This is a genomic window from Streptomyces sp. NPDC055955 (assembly GCF_042270245.1).
In the GTDB taxonomy this organism is placed as follows: Bacteria; Actinomycetota; Actinomycetes; order Streptomycetales; family Streptomycetaceae; genus Streptomyces.
Genome location: NZ_JBHJYS010000004.1, coordinates 405,394 through 426,932, shown reverse-complemented (window position 1 = coordinate 426,932; position 21,539 = coordinate 405,394). Strand labels below are relative to the sequence as shown.

General features: G+C 69.4%; 18 protein-coding genes and 1 pseudogene. 5 read left to right on the top strand and 14 right to left on the bottom strand.

Going from position 1 to position 21,539, the window contains the following annotated elements; genetic code table 11:
- Window positions 1–504 (bottom strand): hypothetical protein, encoded by a 504-nt coding sequence (locus ACFC96_RS10520; RefSeq protein ID WP_376611430.1) that lies wholly within the window; start codon window positions 502–504, stop codon window positions 1–3.
- Window positions 505–731: 227 nt separating this feature from the next.
- Here ACFC96_RS10520 and ACFC96_RS10515 point away from each other — a divergent pair, with 227 nt between their 5' ends.
- Together ACFC96_RS10515 and ACFC96_RS10510 are read left to right on the top strand one after the other, a co-directional pair.
- Complete coding sequence (locus ACFC96_RS10515) at window positions 732–1,223, top strand: DUF2975 domain-containing protein (RefSeq protein ID WP_376228271.1); 492 nt, start codon at window positions 732–734, stop codon at window positions 1,221–1,223.
- The gene (locus ACFC96_RS10510) at window positions 1,223–1,492 is read left to right on the top strand and encodes a helix-turn-helix transcriptional regulator (RefSeq protein WP_340458188.1); all 270 of its coding nucleotides are present in this window, start codon (window positions 1,223–1,225) and stop codon (window positions 1,490–1,492) included. Before ACFC96_RS10515 ends, ACFC96_RS10510 begins: the two co-directional genes overlap by 1 nt.
- A 786-nt stretch (window positions 1,493–2,278) precedes the next feature.
- Here ACFC96_RS10510 and ACFC96_RS10505 read toward each other — a convergent pair.
- Window positions 2,279–3,322 carry a hypothetical protein gene (locus tag ACFC96_RS10505; protein WP_376611428.1) on the bottom strand — a complete coding sequence of 348 codons (1,044 nt, stop codon included), beginning with the start codon at window positions 3,320–3,322 and terminating at the stop codon, window positions 2,279–2,281.
- 383 nt (window positions 3,323–3,705) lie between these two features.
- Window positions 3,706–4,407 carry a hypothetical protein gene (locus ACFC96_RS10500; protein WP_376611569.1) on the bottom strand — a complete coding sequence of 234 codons (702 nt, stop codon included), beginning with the start codon at window positions 4,405–4,407 and terminating at the stop codon, window positions 3,706–3,708.
- 143 nt (window positions 4,408–4,550) lie between these two features.
- On the opposite strand from ACFC96_RS10500, the gene ACFC96_RS10495 reads away from it, so the two are divergent.
- On the top strand, window positions 4,551–4,985 hold the full coding sequence (locus ACFC96_RS10495) for a VOC family protein (RefSeq protein WP_340458185.1): 435 nt from the start codon (window positions 4,551–4,553) through the stop codon (window positions 4,983–4,985).
- Window positions 4,986–5,325: 340 nt separating this feature from the next.
- Here the strand turns inward: ACFC96_RS10495 and ACFC96_RS10490 are convergent, their stop codons facing one another.
- Complete coding sequence (locus ACFC96_RS10490) at window positions 5,326–5,781, bottom strand: VOC family protein (RefSeq protein ID WP_376261264.1); 456 nt, start codon at window positions 5,779–5,781, stop codon at window positions 5,326–5,328.
- 185 nt (window positions 5,782–5,966) lie between these two features.
- On the opposite strand from ACFC96_RS10490, the gene ACFC96_RS10485 reads away from it, so the two are divergent.
- Window positions 5,967–6,539 carry a DUF1707 domain-containing protein gene (locus tag ACFC96_RS10485; protein ID WP_376261266.1) on the top strand — a complete coding sequence of 191 codons (573 nt, stop codon included), beginning with the start codon at window positions 5,967–5,969 and terminating at the stop codon, window positions 6,537–6,539.
- A gap of 225 nt (window positions 6,540–6,764) precedes the next feature.
- Here ACFC96_RS10485 and ACFC96_RS10480 read toward each other — a convergent pair whose 3' ends face one another.
- The 5 genes from ACFC96_RS10480 to ACFC96_RS10460 all read right to left on the bottom strand — a co-directional run bounded on the left by ACFC96_RS10480 (window position 6,765) and on the right by ACFC96_RS10460 (window position 12,211).
- Window positions 6,765–7,451: an enoyl-CoA hydratase/isomerase family protein gene (locus ACFC96_RS10480; RefSeq protein ID WP_376611426.1), complete on the bottom strand. Its 687-nt coding sequence runs from the start codon at window positions 7,449–7,451 to the stop codon at window positions 6,765–6,767.
- 58 nt (window positions 7,452–7,509) lie between these two features.
- Window positions 7,510–9,309, bottom strand: a complete 1,800-nt coding sequence (locus ACFC96_RS10475; RefSeq protein ID WP_376611424.1) for a SpoIIE family protein phosphatase — start codon at window positions 9,307–9,309, stop codon at window positions 7,510–7,512.
- A gap of 489 nt (window positions 9,310–9,798) precedes the next feature.
- Complete coding sequence (locus tag ACFC96_RS10470; RefSeq protein ID WP_376611423.1) at window positions 9,799–10,455, bottom strand: class I SAM-dependent DNA methyltransferase; 657 nt, start codon at window positions 10,453–10,455, stop codon at window positions 9,799–9,801.
- Window positions 10,456–10,714: 259 nt separating this feature from the next.
- Window positions 10,715–11,116 carry a hypothetical protein gene (locus tag ACFC96_RS10465; RefSeq protein WP_340458177.1) on the bottom strand — a complete coding sequence of 134 codons (402 nt, stop codon included), beginning with the start codon at window positions 11,114–11,116 and terminating at the stop codon, window positions 10,715–10,717.
- Window positions 11,117–11,293: 177 nt separating this feature from the next.
- Window positions 11,294–12,211 carry an NADP-dependent oxidoreductase gene (locus tag ACFC96_RS10460; protein ID WP_376261274.1) on the bottom strand — a complete coding sequence of 306 codons (918 nt, stop codon included), beginning with the start codon at window positions 12,209–12,211 and terminating at the stop codon, window positions 11,294–11,296.
- Between the two features lie 418 nt (window positions 12,212–12,629).
- Here ACFC96_RS10460 and ACFC96_RS10455 point away from each other — a divergent pair, with 418 nt between their 5' ends.
- The gene (locus tag ACFC96_RS10455; RefSeq protein WP_376611421.1) at window positions 12,630–13,178 is read left to right on the top strand and encodes a DUF1062 domain-containing protein; all 549 of its coding nucleotides are present in this window, start codon (window positions 12,630–12,632) and stop codon (window positions 13,176–13,178) included.
- A gap of 254 nt (window positions 13,179–13,432) precedes the next feature.
- Here ACFC96_RS10455 and ACFC96_RS10450 read toward each other — a convergent pair whose 3' ends face one another.
- The 5 genes and pseudogenes from ACFC96_RS10450 to ACFC96_RS10430 all read right to left on the bottom strand — a co-directional run bounded on the left by ACFC96_RS10450 (window position 13,433) and on the right by ACFC96_RS10430 (window position 21,451).
- Complete coding sequence (locus ACFC96_RS10450; protein WP_376611419.1) at window positions 13,433–14,656, bottom strand: serine hydrolase domain-containing protein; 1,224 nt, start codon at window positions 14,654–14,656, stop codon at window positions 13,433–13,435.
- 63 nt (window positions 14,657–14,719) lie between these two features.
- Window positions 14,720–15,046, bottom strand: coding sequence for a hypothetical protein (locus ACFC96_RS10445; protein ID WP_376261608.1), 327 nt, complete (start codon window positions 15,044–15,046; stop codon window positions 14,720–14,722).
- Window positions 15,047–15,200: 154 nt separating this feature from the next.
- A pseudogene (locus ACFC96_RS10440) lies at window positions 15,201–15,332 on the bottom strand (helix-turn-helix domain-containing protein); the annotation flags it as partial.
- Between the two features lie 367 nt (window positions 15,333–15,699).
- Window positions 15,700–19,974 (bottom strand): S8 family serine peptidase, encoded by a 4,275-nt coding sequence (locus ACFC96_RS10435; RefSeq protein ID WP_376611417.1) that lies wholly within the window; start codon window positions 19,972–19,974, stop codon window positions 15,700–15,702.
- A 394-nt stretch (window positions 19,975–20,368) separates the two neighbouring features.
- The gene (locus ACFC96_RS10430; RefSeq protein ID WP_376611415.1) at window positions 20,369–21,451 is read right to left on the bottom strand and encodes an Lrp/AsnC family transcriptional regulator; all 1,083 of its coding nucleotides are present in this window, start codon (window positions 21,449–21,451) and stop codon (window positions 20,369–20,371) included.
- Window positions 21,452–21,539: the final 88 nt, after the last annotated feature.

Below are 21,539 nucleotides of genomic sequence, written 5' to 3'. Positions count from 1 at the left end.
TCAGGCCCCTGGCTGCACCGGTCCGATCAGGGTGCCGGTGGCGACCTTCAGCCCGCCCTCGGCGAAGGACGTACCGGGGATCTGCCCGTCCGGGGCCTGGAGCGTGAAGGACGCCTCGTCCGCGAGGACCTGGCGGGCGTCATTGGGGACCTGGATGTCGAAGTGCACCGGGTGGCCGGGACCGAAGGTCACCACGGCGCGCTGGTCACCGTAATGGCCGGGGGTGATCCGGGTCCGCGAGCCGTGGTCGGAGAACCGCACGTCGCTGGGCGAACCGGCCAGTTCGCAGGGGTCGTACCCGTGCGGTGCCCTCAGGGTGACGCGGTAGTGGTGGTGCCCCGCGCTGGCGGGAGCCTCGGTGATCTTCGCGGCGTGGTTGGCCGGACGGCACGCGGAAGGAGCGGTGCCGCTTTCGGCCGCGGGGGAAGCCTGCGCAACCGCGGGAGTCGCCACAGCAAGTAGCACGGCGGCGAGGGTGACAGCGGTCTTGTGGTTGGTACGCATGAGCAATCCTTGCCTAGCTCGATGGCCCCGCGGGTGCTCCCCCACGGAACCATGGTCGCTGTGACCCATGCCCCCTCGCGCCCTCCGGGAATGTCCCAAGATCGTCACCGCAATGACGGCAACCGCCACACGACGGCGTCGGGCCGGCGCCCACCCTTCACTCCAGCCCTTGCCCCACCTATCGAAATTCGATAGATTTCCATTGCAACTCGATGGAAGGATGGGTCGTGGGAAAGCTGACCGTGCGTGCGCTGCGCGCCGTGCTCGTGGTGGTGCTGGCCGGCACCGTGTTCATACAGGCAGGGATGCTGTGGGTATTGGTCACCGGAAGTGACCCGGAGGACGGATCGCTGCCGCTGACCGCACTGCGCGTGATCACGATCCTGGGCATGGTGTCGGTCCAGGTCGCCCTGGTCTGCGTGTGGCGACTGGTGGCGATGGTGCAGCGCGGAACCGTGTTCTCCCATGCCGCCTTCCGATACGTGGACGGCGTGATCGGAGCGATCGTGGCGGCTGCCCTCGTGTGGTTCGCGGTCACGGCCGTCAACGCGCCGGGGCAGCGGGACGACCCGGGCGTCACCGTCATCATGGGCGGGATCGGCCTGGCCATCCTTGGGGTCGCGCTCATCGTGCTCGTGCTGCGGATGCTGCTCGCACAGGCTGTCGCGCGCGACGTCGAAGCTGCGCAGATGCAGGCCGAGTTGGACGAGGTCATCTGATGCCGATCGCCGTCGACATCGACGTGATGCTGGCCAAGCGGAAGATGTCCGTGGGCGAGCTCGCGGACCGCGTAGGCATCACGCCCGCCAACCTGGCGGTACTCAAGAACGGTCGCGCCAAAGCAGTGCGCTTCGCGACACTCGCCGCGCTCTGCGAGGTCCTCAAGTGCCAGCCCGGCGACCTGCTGCGCTGGGAGACCGAGGACGCCGCGGAGGGGATGACGCGCGCCGGGGCAGGCACGGAACCGCCTGGCGCCACCGGTCCCTGACACGGCGCATGGGCCGCATGACACCTGGACCGCATGGACGCGGATCGCCGATCACCCGCGGCGCCGTTCCGGCCGCCCCGCTGGGTGGACATGGGTCGACGTGGACCGCACCTTCCTGGTCAGCGATCGCGACGTGCGAACGCCCCACCGCAATCCCCCGTCCTTCCGGCGCGGAAGGACGGGGGGTTCGTTCGCAGGCCGGGCGGCCAGAGGTCCGCCACAGCCGCTTGACACCTGATCATGATCATCTGCCAGTTCGCCTTCGGACTGGATCCCTTAGGCAACGCGTAGCGGCGAACGTGCTGCACCGTGGCGCCATCCCTGTCATTGAGCCGTGGTTCCCGGGGTTCCATGTGGCGCGGTTCCGGGAACGTGACCGGCACGAGCTTCCAGGATCTTGGAGTGGTCGACGCCACGTGACCCGAACGGAAGACCGTACCCGTCTGCGCGTCAGCGCCGATCCCGTCTGCGCGTCAGCGCCGATCCCGTCTGCTTCGGCCATCTCCGCCAGAATCCCGGGGCCGGTTCCGCCCCGCCCTGCCCCGCCGCTCGTCGGTGGGCCGGCGTCCTTGCTGCTCCGCCCCGGCCGGATGGGGCGTCGGTCCAGCTCCATGCCCTCGACCTGGTGCGTCCGTCAGATGACGGTCTCTCCGTGCCTTCCTACCCTGTCCAGCGGGGGCAGATTGCCACGAACGGCGAACACGTAATCGCTCACGAGCCCTCCAGGGGCGACGGCGATCACGCCGGCGGCATCTCTTCGGCGTCCCTGCACCCGGTGGCCGCTATTTACTGCCGGCCGGATCCTTCTCGATTCCTGAGGGCCTGGTAGTGGTGGGCGAGAGCGTGGAACGCCTCCTTGGGTTCCCAGGGCGTGTCCGGGTAGGTACGCGCGTCCGAGGGGTAGTCGCTGGTCTCGTCGAGGATCTTGACGATGCCGTAGGAAGCGAGGTCGGGGTCCGGTCGGGACAGACGGTGGGGGGTGCCGTAGCCGGCAAAGCTGAACCAGAAGACGGAGTCGACACCTTCCTCTTCGAAGACAGGCATGAGGTCGTCGAGATAGCGGACCTGCTCGCTCTCGTCGCGCACCAGGTCCGGCTTCGGGGTGACACCGTCCGGCTCCATCGCCACGTACCAGCCCGCACCGCCGTAGTCGCCCGCCCCGCGGAACGTGCAGCAACCGACCTCCATGACGGCGACCGGCTTGTCGTGGGCGAACTCCTTGCGCAGGTCGTCGCGGTAGGTGGCGGCGTTGCGCAGGCCCCGGAATGCATCCAGACCGACGATGTCGAAAGGGCTCCAGTCCACGCCGTCCAAGGGGCACGAGGCGTAACTGACCAGGCCGCCGAAGAGGGGGCGGACGGTGCGGACCACGTCACCGAGGAAGGCGTTGACCTTGGCGGGGATGGGCCGGAGTGCGGCCTCGCGGTCAGGGCCGGCCAGGATCGGGATGCGGTCGTTGAAGATGTCGCCGGGCAGGTACCCGCGCGCGAACAGGCTCAGTTCGCAGCCGGTGACCAGAACGACGTCAGCGCCGTCGCGACGCAGTCGTTCGGCCCGCTCCGCACAGTCGGCGAAGTACGGAAGCATCTGTTCGTCAGTCATCTCACAGGGAAACGGTGAGAACCAGACCTCCAGCCCGACAGCCGCCGCGTGCCGAGCGGTGACCTCGATCCGGTCCGGGTCGCCGCCCGTGATGCGGATCGCGGTGCAGTGCAGGTCCTCGGCGATGACCCGCACGTCCCGCGCGACGACATCGGCGTCGAAGACAGGGCGAGAGGTATCGCCATTGGGAAAGGTGCCCGTGTCGTAGTGGATGCCTTTGCCTCGCATGCCTTGCACCTCCGACAAGAATCCGCGTCTCGCTTACGGTGCGATCGTCAAGTCTCCAGCGGCGTCAGAGTCAAGCCCGGATGGTGGGCAGCCGTGTGCATCCCCTCGCCGTCTGCGCGCAGGCAGCTCCGCCCTCCTCAGACAGATCCGCGTGATGGGCGGGAAACAAGAGGCGCTCGGTGACATGTGCCACGACAGCACGCAGTTACGCGACGGCATCATGGCTGCGAGCCCTGCGGCCTCGGTGGAGGTGCTCACGTCGGAATCCATGGCGCCAGCCGGCCACTTCCCCACCGGCCCGGTCACACGTCCTCATGGGGACGGCGAGGCCCCCATGAAGTGGCGAAGGAAGATCACGGACGGCGGTGCCGTAGCCGGTACGTCTAGGCGGCGCGCAACCAGATCCGCAGCGGACCCACAGGCTCGAAGCCATGACGGATGGCGGCCACCAGGTCGTCGCCCTGCTCGTAGCCGACTACGGGGAGGGTCGGGAACAGCTGATGCACCGCGCCCAGTACGACCGGCCAGGCCCTGGCAGAGCCGCCGTCCAGCGCGAAGACATTGGAGATTCCGACGACGTGGCCGCTGCGACTGGCCACCGCCCCGGCGACCACTCGACCGCTGGCGGATTGCCCGGCGAGCACGAAGACAGCCGGGTCGTCGAGCAGTTCGGGCCGGAAGAGGTCCGCGTTGCCTTCTCCGCCGTCCCAGGCGAGGGCCCACGTACGCAGCGCGTCCGGGGAACTCACCACGTACCAGTCAAGCTCGGGGGTAGGGGCGGGCGCACTCGCTGGGCGGTGTATCCACTGCGCCTCGAACAGCACCTCGAAGCCGGCCTCCGTCAAGTCGAGGTCGGCGAAACTGTCTTTGACGGAGGCGCCCGGTTTCGCGGTATCGATCCGGGCCACCAGCGCGGCCCGGTAGACGCTCGGCACCAGCGTCACCGCGTCGGGGTAGTAGAGCGGCGTGCGAGCCGAAGAGGCCCACGCCTGGGGTCCGAACTCACCGGCCGAGCCGTGCGATCGCCCCATCGCTGCGCACCACTCGGCGTTGTTGCGGGCGGCGGCCCGGACGAGGAGTTGCATCGGCGTAGTCACGAGTGCCGATCATGACGCGTCCGGCCCGGAGCCGCGATCGGTTTATCGCCGCGGTCTGAAGGACCATCTCCGTCAACATACCGATACCTACCGGGAGATGAGCAGCAGAGTCTCCCTGCTATGGTGCGCCGATGTCATCGATCAGGCAGTTCCAAGTCACCTTCGACTGCGCAGAACCAGAGCGCGTCGCTCGTTTTTGGTGCGAGGTGTTGGGGTACGTCGCACCGTCACCACCGGAGGGGTTCACTACTTGGGATGAGTTCAATCGCTCACTGCCGCCTGAGGATCAGGGTTCATGGTTCTCCTGCAGTGATCCCTCAGGTGTCGGCCCGCGACTGTTCTTTCAGCGAGTTCCCGAGGGCAAGGTCGTCAAGAACCGGGTGCACCTCGACGTACGGGCCGGCACCGGGCTCGTGGGGGCGGAGCGCCTCGCCGCACTTGAGGCCGAGTGCGCACGCCTGATCCCGCTCGGCGCCGTACACGTGCAAACTCTGTATGCCGACGGCGTCAACGAGTCGTGCATCGTCATGCAGGACATCGAGGGCAACGAGTTCTGTCTCGACTGAGCATCCTCCGAGACGGCATGGTGAGTAGCCGTCTCCCTCGGGCCTACCTCGAAGGTGGTCCCGTCTGGGGGCGGCGGTTACCCCGTGTGCGCGAGGTGGTGAAGCCGGACGATGCCGGGCATCGCGGTGTGCCCCTTGCAGAGACTCTCGCCAGCCTGGCGCAGATGTGCCGACCGTGTCGGCCGCCCGGAAAGCCACAAAATGCCTCTCTGTGCAACGAGTTGAGCAGCTCAGCTCTCACGATGTTCCTCCGGCCATCAACAGATCACGGGCCCCGCCACGGCCGTCACGAGCCGCGCGCAGCGGCTCCGCCCTCGCCGGGGACGCGGCCGAACGGCTCCTAGACAACGCAGAACTCGTTTCCTTCCGGGTCCTGCAGGACGACGGCGTAGTGCCCCGTGTCCGGCTCATCCGTGGTCCGAACGACGCCGGCACCGGCTTCGATCAGTCTCTCCACCGTGGTGGTGACCCGCTGCGTGCGGATCGCCAACGGGACGTCGCGCCCGCCGCCGACCTTCAGATCGAGGTGCAGCCGGTTCTTTCCGGCTTTGGGTTCTGGTACTTGCTGGAACCACACCCGCGGCCCTCGTCCTGCGGGATCGACGATCGACTCCGGAGTGTCGCCCGCGCCTGCAGGCAGCTCCTCCTCGGGCACCCCCGTGGCTGTCCAGTACTCCCGCCAGGTGGCATGACCGCCCGGTGGAGGTTCGGGTACGTATCCCAGAGCTTCGCTCCAGAACACCACCAGCCTGTGTACATCGGTGCAGTCGATCGTCAGTTGCAGCGTCATCTCCATACCCGGAGCCTGGCAGACAGGTCTGACACTCATGCAGGACCGGCCCACCGACTGGAAAGACGCACAAGACGCACGACACCCGCCGCACGGAACCCGCCTGACGGTGCACACGCCGATGGTCCCGACAGGATGGAGAGCGCGGACTCGGGTCGCCCGGGTTCTCAAGGCGCCGGTAGATTCAGCGGATGACTCAGTGGCATGGGAAGGAACCTTCGTCGTCCGAGGTCGGGGCGCGGGCCAGGGCGGCGGACAGTGACCGGGAGGCGGTGTCGGAGCGGTTGCGTGTGGCCGCGGGTGAGGGCCGGATCGATCTCGCCGAGCTGGAGGAGCGGCTGGAGCGGGCTTACGCGTCGAAGACGTACGCGGAGTTGGAGGCGCTGGTCGCGGATCTGCCGGCGGGTGGGCGGCCGGGGGCCGACACGTTGGTGCTGAAGACGCACATGTCGGCGATCAAGCAGGCCGGGCCGTGGGTGGTGCCGCCGCGGATCGTGGCCGAGAGCAGGATGCTCAACATCCTGATCGACTTCACCAAGGCGACCTGCCTGCACCGTGAGGTGACGCTGGAGGCATCGTGCGGGATGGGGTCCGTACAGGTCGTGGTACCGGCGGGGTGGGCGGTGCGCATCGATCCGGCCAGCACGAACACGGCGCGCATCGCGAACAAGGCGAACGGGCCCGTGGACCCGTCGGATCCGGTGCTGACGGTGGTCGGGCATCCACGGTCCGGGCAGATCAAGATCAAGCAGGCCCGTAGGTAGGTCACACCTCACCAAGTCCCGCCTGCGACGGGGAAATCAACGGGTGGCCCTAGGAGTGAGGGCGGCCCGTCGGCGGGGCCCCAGAGCCGGGTCTGGGTGAGCAGACGGGGTTCGGTCCCGTGGCGTGCCGCCATGGCGGCGTCGTTCGAGTGGCGGATCAACGCCGTAGCCCCGCATCGGGGTACAAGCAGGCCATGGGTCGGACGCGTGGTTGCGTCGTCTGTATCAGTCGACGGCCTTCAAGTCGCCCAGCGCGTCCGCGAGGTCGAGTTCGGTACGGCCACGGGTCTGGAAGCCATGTTTGAAGAGTTCGGTCGTGCGTTGCTGTGTCGCCTCGCTGCGAACAAGTTGCTGGAACAGGGCGGCATCCGCGCGTACATCGGCCGGCGTCGCCAGGCTGAGGGCGTTGACGGCTGATTTGGTGGCGATCAGTGCATCCCGCGGAAAGGTCCCCATGCGGGCGGCGATGCGGGCCACGAACTCGTCCAGCTCGGCGTCGGGCACCGCGCGGTTGATCCATCCGTAGCGTTCGGCGAGTTCGGCATCGAAATCGGCCGACGTCAGCAAGGCTTCGAGTGCCCGGCCCCGGCCCAGCAGACGGGTCAGGTGCTGGATCGCTCCCGCGCCGGGCGGGGTACCGATGCCGACTTCGGGCTGGCACAGGACAGCGTTCTCCCGGGAGGCGAAGCGCATGTCGCAGGCGAGGAGGAACTCACTGCCCGCTCCCCGTGCCCGGCCGCGCACTTTGGCGACGGTGACGGCCGGGATCTCACTGAGTCTGCGGAAAAGCATCCCGAGGGAGGCGTCGCCCGGGCCTCCGGCTTTCGCGGCTTCGGCGGTGTATTCGGGCACTTTGGTCAGGTCTACATGGGGGAAGAAGAAGTCGGGATCCGCACTGTCGAAGACCACCACCCGTGCAGTCGCCGGTCGGCCCGGCCGGCAGTCGGGCACGCGACCTCGACGGCGCGGGTCAGGGCTCTTCCGGGCCCTCCTCGTCGATTTCGAACCAGACCGTCTTGCCCTCCGGTTCGGGGCGGATGTTCCACCGGTGGGCCAGTACGTCGAGGAGGACCAGGCCGCGGCCTGAGGAGGAGAGCTCGCCCGGGGCGCGCCGGTGCGGGACCTCGTCGCTGCGGTCGGTGACCTCCACGCGCAGTCGTCGCCGGCCTGGGGCAGCGCCACTGATTTCGGCTCGAAGGACAGCGGCGTGTTCGGTGTGGATCAGCACGTTCCCGAGGAGTTCGGAGACGAGCAGGAGGACCGTGTCGACCTGCTCGGGCCGCGCCCAGTCGTGGAGCAGGCCCTGGAATTCGATCCGCGCGTCGGCGAGTCCCTGGGCCTGATCCTGTTCGAGGGTGAAGCGGAGGTGCCGCCCGGTCCGGTTCGCATGCACATCCGACGGGTCTCGGCGCAGGAGCAGCATCGCGATGTCGTCCTCCGTGAAGGAGGCGCCGGGCTGGTCGCCCGCCCGTGAGGGGGACGGGGACACGACAGCGTTCAGAAGCCGGTCCGCCAGGCCGTCGAGGTCTTCAGGACCGCCCGGGGTGAGGGCATTGCGCACGCGGAGCCAGCCGGAGTACATGTCGTGGCCGCCGGACTCGATGAGACCGTCGGTGCAGAGCATGAGGATCTCGTTCTCGCGCAGGGAGACGACGCTGACCGGGTAGTCGTCCTCCCCGAGGTCGAGACCGAGGGGCAGGCCGCCCCGCACGTGCTTGAGCAGACAGGTGCCGTCCGGCAGGCGCAGCACGGGATGCGGGTGACCGGCCCGGGCGATGCGCAGGGTGCCGGTGGCGGGGTCGGCCTCCGCGTAGATGCAGGTGGCGAAGCGGCCTTCGTCCAGTGACGTCAGGAAGCGGGACGCGCGTACCAGGACGGCGTCGGGGCCGTGCCCCTCTGCGGCGTAGGCGTGGATGGCGGTGCGCAGTTGCGACATCAGCCCGGCGGCCCGCACGTCGTGGCCCTGGACGTCGCCGATCACCACTCCGAGGCGCCCGCTGGGCAGGAGAATGCTGTCGAACCAGTCACCGCCGACCATGAGCCCCCCGCCGGTGGGCACGTACCGGGCGGCGACGGTGAGGCCGTCGACACCGGGGTAGATCCGGCTCATGCTGCTGCGCAGGCCCTGGGAGAGCGCGCGGTCCGCCTGGCCGTCGTACGACTGCTCGATGCTCTGGCTGAGCAAGCGGGCCATGGTCACCAGCAGGGGTCCCAACCCGTCGGTCATCTGTACCGGGGCGTCGAAGGCCGCCATCCATACGCCGGTGAGCTGGTTGTACGTCGTCAGGGGCAGGAAGGCCCAAGCCTCGTACCTCTTCGGTCCGCCGAGCTGCCAGGCGGTCGGGAAGCGGTCGCGATACTCCTGCGGAGAGGCCAGGAAGACGGGGCGCCCGGTCCGGGCCACCTGCGCGACCGGGTGAATCATGCCGATGGGCAGTCGGAGCGCGTCGACCTCGCCGTCGCGGAAGCCGACCTGGCCCACGCACTTCAGGACGTCACGGTCCGACCGGAAGACCGCCTGACCACACAGCGGCAGGCCGGGGTCGGCCAGCTGGGAGATCAGGGCGAGCGCCTCCCCGAGGGATGTGGCCCGGGCCAGGGCGTGCCCTGTCACGAGCAGGTCGGCTCCGCGGTGCCGTACCGGCCCGGACACCGTGTCGGATCCGCCGATGGTGGGACCCGCCAAACGGTTGAGTGTCGCGACCTGGCGCAGCTCGACGTCGTACTCCTCGGAATTGCCGTACTCGCGCCCACCACCCACCTGCGGCACTCCCGTCTCCTCGGCGCACTCTGCCGTCCCGCTCCCCCATGTTCCGTCGATCAGTCCCACCTCGCCTGCTCACTCACGTCCCGGCGCTCTGCGACGTCCCCATCCGCATCGATCGCGTCGACGGACGCGACGGTGCGAGACGAAGGCCGACAGGGATGGCTTCGACCTCGTCCATGAGGTTGGGTCATGGCCGGGGTGGTTCGGCGCCCTCATGCCTCGCAGCAGGCCGAGAGATGTCCAGGACATCGCCGTGTGCCTCTGCCACCCGGGGCGGGGGGGCCGAGAGCGCTCGCTGCTCCATCTGGACGACTACGGCGGGTCCGCACACGTCCAGTGCGCTGCCTCAGTCCCCCGCGAGCATCGCCCGAGCCCGCACACCGACCTCTTGGCGGTTGTACGCGTGGACAGGCCGGCTTCCCGCATCGGATCAGGCGTACGGCGACCGCCACGTGACGGCATGCAGACGTCACGGTCGAGGCGGCGGAGCTCTCAGGGCTGACGACGCGCGAGGATGATCCCTCCGAGCCTGCTCTCGGCGGAGGTGAGCGTCTTGTGCGTCTCGACGGCGAAGCCGGCTTCGTCGAGCCACTCGATCATCCGGTCAGGCTGCCGGCGATGGACCTGGACCTTCATCGGGTGCCCGCCGTAACCCTCGGTCTTCAACTTCGACCCGTCGCCGACATGGAAGGCGAGCAGGAGCGGACCACCGGGCCGAAGCACTCGACGGAAGTGCGCCATGACCGATCTGATCTCGCCGTCCGGGATGTGGATCAGTGAGTACCAGGCGACCAGGCCGGTCACGGAGGAATCAGCGAAGGTGAGGTCCGTCATCGTGCCGAGATCGAACCGCACACCGGGGTGATCGCGACGGGCCACATCGATCATTCCCGGTGACAGGTCGATGCCGGACGCGTCCAGTCCCAGCTTCCGCAGGTGGCCCGTGATCCTGCCCGTCCCGCACCCCACGTCCACGACCGGCCCGCCACCTTGCGCGCCCACCAGTTCGGCGAACAGAGCCAACACCGCGCGTTCTTCAGGTGTTTCGTCCAAGAGGTGACGTGTCAGCTCTGCGTAACTCGCAGCCACGGTGTCATAAGACCTCCGCGTGTCCGCCAGCCAGTCGTCCGTGTTCGGTCCCGGTTCCACCGACCGAACGCTACCCAAGCCATCGGCGGCGTGGCAGACGAGTTCCGAAGCCGGCACGACCCGCTCGGCCGAGGGCGCGGCGCCGGGCGTCACCCAGTCGTTGCGGGTGTCTGGGTGATGGCGACGGCACACCAGGGACCTCGGCCGGTGCGGGCCGGTGAACGACTCAGGCTCCGCGAAGGACCACTTGAGTGCTGCCGGCCCACGTCGTACGACGGCACCGCCAAGGCCGAGTTGCAGGTCCTGTCGACAGCGGAGGCTACGCCTTCCGCGAGTCGGCGATCTTGTCCAGTTCGCGCATCGCCTCGGCGTGTGCGCTCATGCGCCGGCTCAGACTGCCGCTCGTGAACAGTGCCACGCCGGCGACCGACACCGGCACGGACAACCCGAGTACGGCCAGAGCCTCCGGCCAGTCGCGTGCGTTCTGACACCAATCACCGTTCTGCAGGCCTTCGTTGGCTGTGCCACGATCCGTCGACAACCGTGCTTCGCACTCGCGGGGGTAGCGGTCACCCGGTTCCTCATCGACCTGGTACGGAATGAGGAGCAGCACGGCACACCATGTCCACAGAAGCGCCGCCAACGCCAGCAGGCCCACACCCCAGGCGCGTATCCGACTGGCCCGGTCGCGGAAATCAAGATCGTACTCACGTGATCGCATGGCGGACCAAGCTAGCAGCAGCCTCTCGCCACTCCCGACGCTCGCCGCGGTTGCGACCCGCACCGCTTTCCCCACCGGCGACCACGTGACGGGAAGTCATCTGGCCGACGGCGGGGACACAACGTCGATGCTTCGGTGGTACGAGGGGCTGGTCGATCGTCGCCACCGCAGCCGACGCTACGGACGGAGCACGATCTTGCCGTGGGTGTGCCCCCGCTCCAGCTCGCGGAACGCGTCTCGCACCCGCTCCAACGGGTAGGTCCGGGCGATCGGCACCTCCAGCTCCCCGTACGCTGCGAGCCGGGCCAGCTCGCCGAGCACGACCGCGCATGCGGCCGACCCCTCCCCGTAGGTCCGCGCACCGACCCTGGCCGCGGCCTGCCAATCACGGATGGTGTTGATCCGCGCCGGCCGCACGCCCAACTCCACCGCCAGCTCCACGTAGCCTTCGCCGAACGTGTCGATGAACGCGTCGACGTTCCCGCCGGCCGCCTGCCGGATCCGCTCGGCCGCGCCTTCCCCGTACTCGACCGGGACGACACCACGTTCCTTCAGCCACGCATGGTTCCGCTCGCTCGCCAGACCGATCACCGTGGCGCCGCGCCGCCTCGCGAGTTGCACGGCGAGCGACCCGACGCCGCCCGCCGCACCGGACACCACGACCGTGTCGGCCGGTCCGGGGTCCACCGCGAACACGGTGGCGTATGCGGTCGTGCCGGCCACGTACAACGACCCGGCCACGTCCCAGGGCAACTTCTCCGGGCGGGAGACCACGTTCACGTCGTCGACCACGACGAACTCCGCGTGGCTCGCTCTGTCATGGGTGAAGCCCAGGACCCCGTCGCCCACCGCGAAGCCGCGCACCTGCGCGCCGACCTCCACCACGACGCCGGCCAGGTCGCTGCCCTGACCGGAGGGGAATGTGGCCGGCCAGCGATCGTGCCGCGCGCCCTTGCGGATCATCACCTCGCCGGGCTGGATCCCGGCCGCGCGGACCTCGACCAGCATCTGCCCGGGGCCGGGCGCCGGGCGCTCCACCTCCTCCACCCTCAGCACATCGATCTCGCCGTACTCGTGGAACCGCACTGCCCTCATTGGCGTGATCACCGTCTTTCGTCGTTCCGACAAGCCCTCGACGGCCGCGCGTCGGTTGCCACACGTCGACCGTGCCATCGCCTTCAACGACGCAGGAACGGGGGTGTCTTCCCAAAAGTGCGGAGCTTCCCAGAAATGCGGAACGTGAGAAGTCTCAAGGGCCTCCACGGCACTGTCGGCGTGATCCGGATCCGGGTCGGTCCGTGATCCGCCGGACAGAATCTGGCGGTGAGGTCTCGAAAACCGGTGGAACGGCGCCGCTGTGGACCCTTACTGTGCTGCCGGACCAAGTCGCCCAGGCAAGGACGTCCCGTTGTACACCGTGTGAGACCACCCGAGTGCTGATTCGTCGCGCGTCGCGCTTGTTGCGCCGCGCTGCTTTTTGCTGCGGACCTCTCACTGAAACCGGTGTACTTCTGTGCTCGACAACTGGGTTGTCATGCCCACCTGCTTGCCGCTCGTCCTCCGTCGTTGCCACACGTGCGCGTCCCAGCGCTTCCGGCCAAACGGCAAATTCCGCGTCAACGCGAACCACAAGCTCCTCGACGTCTGGCTCCTTGTGCTGTGTACCGCTTGCGGGGCAACGACGAAGATCACCGTCCTGGAGCGGATGAACGTGCGCTCCATACGGCCTGAGCTGCTGGACCGGCTGCATGACAACGACCCTGGTCTGGCAGGCGAGTTGCTCCAGGATCCGGTCGTGCAGCGCCGCAATCGCATCGCCCTCGACTGGGACGGCGCCTGGCGCCTCGACACCGGCGGATCGGATCACCTGGACCGCGAGGTGATCGACGTATCGGTCCGGTTCACGGCGCGGATCCCTGTCCGGCCGGTGCGTCTGGTCGCTGAAGGATGCGGTCTTTCGCGAGCCGCGGTCGAGAGACTGGTCGCGGAGGGGAAGCTCGTTTCGGCGGTCCGGCTGAGCAGCAGGCTCTCCGGCGACTTCACCTTCACGCTCAAGCGCTGAGCCCTCCTCAAGACCAGGGCCTGTCCGGCACGACGCGCCGGACAGGCCCTGGTCGACCCGGCCTTCCGCCCCACCGGGTTACGGCGGCGGGGTCCCGCGGGGGGCGTTCGTGAGCCCGTGACGACGTCGACCCGGGCCGCGTCGGGGCGCGGGGCATCTGCGCGTCGTCCGGTCACGTACTTTCGCCGCGCAGACCGGCCACCGCGACAAGAAGGTCGCCCCGGGCCGCGCCGCGGGCCTCGGTGTGCTCGGCGTCAGTCGTCGAGCGCCTGGTAGAGCGTGGTCCAGAAGTCGAGCATGAGATGCACCGGATCCGGGACGGACGCTCCGACCTGGGTGAGCAGGATCCCGGTGAGCTGGTTGACCGGGTCGGCGTAGGTCGAGGCGCCGCTTCCGCCGTCCCAGCCGAACTGGCCGACGGGCGCGTAGTCGCCGCGATTGGTGCGCACCGCCATCCCGAAGCCCCAGCCGCCGTGCTGCCCCTGGCCGAAGGACACATGGACGTTGTTGACGGCCAACTCGTGCCGGGCTGCCTGCTGTTCGGGCGAGAGCCGGTTGGTGGTCATCAGCTCGACGGCGGGCCGGGACAGGATCCGCTCGCCCTCGTGCATGCCGTGGTTCAGCAGCATGCGGAAGTAGGCGTGGTAGTCGTCGGCGGTGGAGTTCAGGCCACCGCCACCGCCCTGGAACGCCGGAGGCGTGCTGTGACGCCCCGTCGTGGCCTCGTCCCACACCTGGAACTCTCCGGTACCCGGGTCGGGGGCGTACAGGGGCGGCAGCCGGTCGATCTGGTCCGCGGGCACGTGAAAGCCGGTGTCCTTCATGCCCAGCGGCTCGAAGATCCGCTCGCGCAGGAACGACTCGAACGACTGGCCTGTGACCCGGGAGACGAGCACGCCGACCAGGTCGCTGCTGATCTGGTACTGCCAGCGCTCCCCGGGCTGGTGCATCAGCGGCAGCGTGCCGAGACGGCGCATCCACTCGTCCTGCTCGGGCATCGGCGTCGGCAGGTTGGGGGTGATCCCCTGCTCGAAGACGGCGTTCATGATCGGGGTGCCTATCACCGTCATATCCATGCCGAGACCGAACGTGGAGGTCAGCACGTCCCGTACGGTGATCGGCCGGCGCGCCGGCACGGTCTCGTCGAGCGGGCCGTCGAGCCGTTTCAGCACCTGGCGGTCGGCCAGTTCCGGCAGCCAGCGCTCCACCGGGTCGTCCAGGCGCAGCTTGCACTCGTCGAGCAGGACCATCGCCGCCGCGATCGACACCGGCTTGGACGTCGAGGCCATCCGGAAGATCGTGTCGCGGCGCATGGGTGCGCCGCCGTCGTGACGCATCGTCCCGATCGTTTCGACATGCGTCTCGTCCCCCTTGCTGAAGAGGGCGACCACCCCGGGAATCTTGCCCGAGTCGACATGCCGGGCCAGCACGTCGTGCACCCTTTGCAGCCCTGCCTTGGAGAAGCCGCTGTTGGACATGGTGGTGTGCTCCTTTGACTGAGAATGAGAGAGCGGATGCTCAGCAGCCGAGCCGATCGGCGATCACATCCAGCACCTGCCGCAGAGCGCGTTCCCTGCGGACCCGAAGCCCGATCTCTGCGATCCCGGCGGCGAATCCCGGATGGCCGGGACGGACTCGGTGGACGCGATGGGTGACCTGGTGCCTGCGGGGCAGGCCGCGACGGCGGGCACTGCGGCGTACCAGCTCTGCACCGCCGCCCTGGACCGGTCCCGGTCCACCTGGGTCTCCAGCGGCTCCACCGGCCCGGCGAACTCGGCGTGGTTGTCGGCGCCGGACCCGGCCACGACGGTCATCGCTCCCTGCCGAGCCGCCGATGCGCGGGCCAGCAGCAGGTTGTCGTCGCCCACCCGGCCCCTCGGCCACGGCAAGCAGCAACCCGGTGAAAGCGGTGATGTCGTGCGGCAGGTCATTGCGCACCGGCGCCGGGGCAGCCGGGCTGGTCCGGGGCCCGTCCTCGGCCCGCTCCCACACCTCGCGCAGTGTCGTCCTGGGGTCATGGCCGGCGGCCTTGCAGGGCGCCACCACCGTCGGCCAGGGCGGAACGGCCTGTCCGGAGAAGTAGCGGGACAGGGAGGAGCTGCTGACGTGGACGTCGCGGGCGAGCTGCGCAGGCTCCGTCCGGTGATGTCGCACAGCTGCAGCGGCCGCCCCGCCAACTCCTCACTCACACTTGCCGACCTTCCCCCGGATATCACGCGCTGATACTAGATGGAGTGGGCCGAGGCGGTGCGAAGTTCCGCAAGGACCGCTTCTCGTCCCGCGTCCTCTCATGCATCCGTCCGCATCGGAGAACCCGACGGCCAGGAAGATGTGTCACTCGCCGTCCTGCTGCTCTTGTGCGGACGCGCACACGCGGCCATTCGCCTCGGTCTTGGGACGGTGATTCGGCCGGAACGCCGCCGACGCCCCCCTGAGACGGAGAACCGTCGAACGGCCCGCCCCTCCAGCACGAATGCCGGAGGGGCGGGCCGCGACCTGTCGTGGTCGCGTACGTCCGTGATCAGACGGTCGGCAGCTTGGCCACCACGATCTTCGTCGAGCCCTGCGCCGTGATGTCGGTCGCGTAGAACGCCACCTCACCGCGGTTGTTGACGGCGACGCCCTCGGTGGGCACCCAGTGGGCGGGGTCCACCATCGCGCCGAGGTCGTACATCCGGCCCTGCGGGTCCCACACCACGGCCGTGGTGACGTCGGGCTGGAGTTCGGCGTTGCCGACGATCCAGCCGTCGTCGTTCACCTTCAGCGCCTTGGCGCTGAACCCGAAGTCGGGGAGCCGTGTCATGGTGCCGCCCGGCTTCAGGACGAACGCGTCGTCGCCGCTGGTGCCGACGATCTCCCCGGAGGCGTTGACCGACTCGGCCGTGCTGTCGACCATGCCGGGCAGCGTTCCCAGGTCGCTGATCGTGCCGTCCGCGCTCCACTTGACGGCGCGGCGCCTGCCGTCCTTGGAGGAGTGGCCGACGACGACACCGGCGTCGTTGATGGCGAGCGGCTCGGTCAGCGTGTGGGAGTCGGTCAGGTGCGTCAGCTTGCGGAAGCCGTCCTTCGCGGACCAGGTGAAGGCGTCGTTGACTTCCAGGTTGCCGCCGGTCGCCGGGTTCTTGATGTACCCGGTGGCGTTGCCGACGACCGTGCCCGCGTCGTTCACGGCGAAGCCCCGGTCGTAGCTGTACGTCTCCCAGTCGGGCAGTGGCAGCGTGGTGAGCTTGCCGTCCGCGTCCCACACACCGGCGCGGGTGCCGCCCTCCGTCCGGGTCACCTGGCCGGTGCCCCACGTCCCCGAGCCGCTCTGCCCGAGGACGTAGCCGCTGCGCAGACCGGTGCTGTCGAGGAGGGTGATGCCGTGGTCTGCGTCCCAGCGCATCGGCCGGGTGGCGCCGGACACCTGCTGGGAGCCCACGATGTGGCCCTGGTCGTCCATGCCGAACGCGACGGCGGGGCCGAACGACGCCGTGACGTCGGCCGTCGGCTGGGTGACCTTGCCGAGCAGCACGTCCGCGCTGCCCAGCGGTGTGCCGGCGTCGCTGGCCAGCGAGAAGCGGCCGACGAGACGCCTGCCGGAAGGCGGCGCGGTCTCTGCGACGAGCCGCCCGGTGACCTTCACCGACCGGCCGGAGGCCAGCTTCACCGGCTTGTCGTCGTCCACCGTCACCGCGCCCAGCGACTTCGAGAACATCGTGTCCTGGATGTCGAACGAGGTGGAGCCGGACGGCACATCGGTGCCCGCGATGTACAGGAAGTAGTAGCCGGGCTTCGGGTCCTTCACGGTCAGCGACTCGCGGAAGCCGCCGTTGGTGGAGGAGGCGACGAGCGCGCCGGACTGGGCGATCAGGTACAGGTCGAGGTCGGCGTCCGGGTCGGAGGCGTTGCCCATCGACACCTCGAGACGGGTCGCGTCGCGCGGCACCGTGATCTGCTTGCCCGTCATCGACTGGTCGGTGACGGTCGGGTGGGCCTGCGACAGCGCGCCCAGGGCACCGCCCGTGGCGTGCGCGGTCACCGGCGCGAACCGGTTGACGGCGGTGAACGCCTTCTCGGCGGGCGCGTGTACGGCGGTCTCGTCGATCACCGACGACGCGGGGTCGAACGTGGCCCCCAGCACCGTGGCGGTCAGGCGGTACGGGTTCTCCTGGACCGGCGACGTGCGCCGCGACTCCACCTCGAACTCCCAGACTCCGGGCATCGGTTGCTCGTAGGTGCGCGAGTCTGGGGCGCAGTCCGCGGGGTCGGAGAAGTGTGTGTAGCAACGGCTGACCGCGCTGTCCTCCACGGGCATGCCCTGCGGGTCGACGGCGAGGAAGCGGGTCTGGCTGTCGCCCTCGACCCCGCTCAGGTCGACCTTGAGGGCCGCCGCGCCCTCGGGCACCGTCATGAACACCGACCGTGTCCCGTTGCGGTCCACCGAGCCCTTCGCCGAGACCGCGTAGGACGGCTTCGCCGGGTCGGCGGCCACCACGACCGTGACCGGGACGAGCTGGTCGACACCGGGCGTCAGCGGGTCGTCGACCCGCAGCAGCGCCGAGTGCGCGCCCGCCGAACGGGCCCGCGCCTGCACGGTGACCGTGGTCTCCTTGCCCTTCGTCAGCAGCACGGTGTGAGGGGCACTGAAGGTGCCGTCGTTGCCCACCCATGACAGCAGCGCGAGGGCACTGCCGGAGCCGGTGCGGGTCAGCCGGACGTCGTAGTTCTTGCTGCGGTCGGTGACCTGGCCGCCGTCGTCCGCGGCGCACCGGTTGTACACGCCGGTGCCGGACTTCGGGGTGGCGAGCATCCCGGCGAGCGCACCACAGACCGGAGCGCGCACGGTGTAGGCGGTCGGGTCGACGTGCTTCGCGATCAGCTTCCACGCCGCAGGTACGGAGACGAGGCCCGCTCCTTGCGCATAGGCGGGCTGGTCGTCGAGGAAGGTCGCCGAACTCGTCAGCGCGGTGCGCAGTGCGGCGGGTGTCACCTTCGTGCCGGTGGCGGACGCGGCCGACAGGAGCAGCGCGACGTCGCCGGTGGCCTGCGGCGACGCCATCGACGTACCGTTGAACATGGCGTATCCGGCGGGCAGTTCGTAGCCCGTCTCCGGCACTCCCTCGCCCGGCATCCAGGTCGGTATGGACGACACGGCGGCACCGGGGGCGACGACCTCCGGCTTCATGCCGCCGTCCTCGCGCGGTCCGCGCGCCGAGAACGGGAACAGGGACTGACGCGCCGTCACCCGCGAGCCGTAGTCGGCCCACCAGGTGTCCTTGCTGACGGACGCGCCCACCGCGAGCACCTTGTCGGAGACGGCAGGGTCGGCGACGGTGTTCATGCCGGGGCCGTCGTTGCCGGCCGACGACACGATCTGGACGCCGTAGTCGTCGATGAGGCGGTTGTAGAGCACGGCCCGGACGTTGTCACCGTCGTTGAGCGCGGGCAGGCCGCCGATCGACAGGTTGACGACGTCGACGTGCTGGTTCACCACGGCGTCGATCATGCCCTCGGCGAGCGCGTAGGACGTACAGCCCGAGGCGAACAGGCAGACCCGTTCGGAGACGATCTGCGCGCCCGGCGCGGCACCGCTCATCCGGCCGCCGAACAGGCCGTTGCCCGTCGCGATTCCGGCGACATGCGTGGCGTGCGAGCCGGAGACGATGCCGATGTTCACGAAGTCCGCGCTCTTGCCGGCACTGGTGCCGCCGCGGGGCGACAGATCCACGTCGTCCCGGTATTCGACGGTGAACGGCATGGACTCGGCGACGGCCGTGTCCGGGTCGTCCTGGCCGAACGTGGCGAACGTGCCGCTCTTTGCATACGGCTCGACGACGTCGCCGTCCCCGAAGGTGTGGTCCAGGTCGGCGTCGACCCAGATCCGGTGATCCGACGTGCGGTACAGGACGCCGAAACTGTCCTTGTAGTCGCCGTCCCGGTTGATGTCGCCCCGGAGCTCGCTGCTGTAGGTGGTGTCCTCGTCGAACACCTGGAACTCGTACGCGCCGTCGGCAGCCTTGTAGTCCACACCGCCGTAGCGGAACGAACCGCCGCTGGCGGTGACGCTGTGGCTCATCTGGAGCCACGTCGGGTCCGCATCGGTGACCGGGTCGGTGGCCGTCACCCAGTTCTTGATCTTCGGGCTGCCGGTGGTCGTCTTCTGCAGCGCGGGGTGGGCGCCGTCGACACCGGTGTCGAGGATGCCGACCGTCACCCCTCGGCCGTCCCAGGTGGGATGCGCGGCGGTGAAGTCGGTGGCGCCGGTCTCGCCCGTGGGCAGATAGGGGTTGTCCGCGGAGGTGTTCTTGCCGGGAGCGGCCGGGGTGATCCCGGTGCCCGCCCGGGACTTCCCGTCGGCTGCGGTGACGGGCGACGGATCGGGAATCCTGAAGGTCTCGTTGAGGTCGACGGCGCGCACCGAGGACAGGCCGGCGAGGGCGGTGACCTTGCCCGTCGGCACCGTGGCACGCACGTAGCCGAGCCGGTCGGAGAACTCGCCGACACGGCCGCCGAGTTGGGTGACCTTCTCGCGCAGGGCCTCGGTCTCTCCCTCGGCGGTGGCGACCAGCACGGTCACCGACTTCGCCTTCTTGCTCTCGGCCTTCTGCAACAAAGTGCGGTCGTGCGAACCCAGCTTGTCGTGCCGGGACTTGAGCGCCTCCTTGGGGCTGTCGGGAATGTTCGTCCCCAACGGGCTTGGCACGGGCGCCGCTCGGGCCGGCAGCGCCGACAGGCCCATCAGGGAACCGGTCATGGTGGCCGCAAGGACAGCGGCGCTCAACCGGCGTCTGTGGCGGGAAAGAGGACGGGACATGCAGGTGTCCTTCCGGGGTGCATAGGTGTTCCCCGGGTCTACCGAGCCGGACGGGCCCGGCGCAGCAATAAGTGGTGGCAGCTTCTCGCCACGTCGCCAAGTCGCCACCGAACCCTCAGACGACTCGTCCGGATTCGCTCATGCACCGCTCGTCAGGAAACGTGAGGCTTCGGTGAGGCCGGAACCGGTGCATACGGGTGCTGCCGTGATGCACGTCCGGGCAGCACCGGTGCCCGGCGATTCAGGCGTCTCGGAGCATCCGCCGCGGGGAGGACCTCCGGGTACGACATCGACCCGGTGGCGAGGGGCACGCGTACCGGTCAGGTCCGGCACCAGAGTCGTGCGTAGGGATCAGGCCCCACTCCCTGGCCCGGCCCGGTCCAGACGCAAGACCCTAGAACCCCAGCGCCACGTGTCCCACCGCGCGCCCGCCCTCCCCCAGGAGACGGCCCATGCGCTTGGCGGTGCGCAGTGTGACCGTGCGGTCCTGGACGGTCAGATGAGGGAACCGCTCGTCGAGCAGTGACTCCAGGGCCGTGATCCCGTCGAGGTCGCGCAGCCACACCGAGAAGAGCAGGTTGCACGAGCCGGTCACGGAAGCGCAGAGCCTGATCTGCGGCAGCCGCGCCAACGCGCCGCCGGTGGCGTCGAGTTCACCGTGGGGCACGACTGCCCGGTACGTGGCGATGCCCGGCCATCCGGCCGTCTGCTGGGCGAGGTCGCAGCGCACCAGGATGTCGCGGTCGCGCAGCTCTCGGCTGATTCGGCGGCGCACCGTGGACTCGCTCAGGCCGGTGCGCGCGGCGAGTTCGGCCCAGCCGACGCGGCCGTCGGCGCCGAGTGCCTCCAGGAGCCGGCGGTCGACGTCGCCGCGTGGCACGTGCGCGAACGGGCCACCGCCGGGGCTGCCGGCCGGGCGCGGGGCGGCGAGCCGGGCGCGACCCGCAGGTTCCAGGGCCCGCACCTTCCAGCCACTGCCCTCCTGGTAGATCCGCACGCCGAGCCGGGTGCGGGTGGAGCGTACGCCCGGCAGCAGCGCGAGGTCGGTGCCGATGCGGCGGCCGAGCGCGGTCAGGTCCGGGGCGACGACGGTCAGGAACAGGTCGAAGTCGCCGACGACGTGCTCGACGCTGGCCACCCACGGCAGGGCGATGAGCCGCTCGCTCAGCTCGGCGAGGCGCCGCGGCCGGCAGGTGACCTCCACGTAGCCGACGGTCGCGGTGGCGGGCCCGGCGTATGCCGTGACCCAGGCCAGGCCCGCACGCTCCAGGCGTGCCCAGCGGCGGGCGGCGGTGGTGGCGTCGACGCCCACGGCCGGGCCGATCCGGGACCACGGGGCGCGCGGATCTGTCTGCAGGGCGTCGACGAGCGCGAGGTCGGTCTCCTCGAAGATCCCGGACTCCCCAAGGCCCCCGACCGCCTCCGGAGCCGCGGCGGATTCCGGATCCAGAACCGTCCCTCTGCCGTTTTCCTGCAATTCGGCCCCCATTCCGTACGACGGCCGGAATCTGTCCCCACTTCCGAGCCGCACCACCACCATCACACGCCCACTCTAGAAGGAGTGC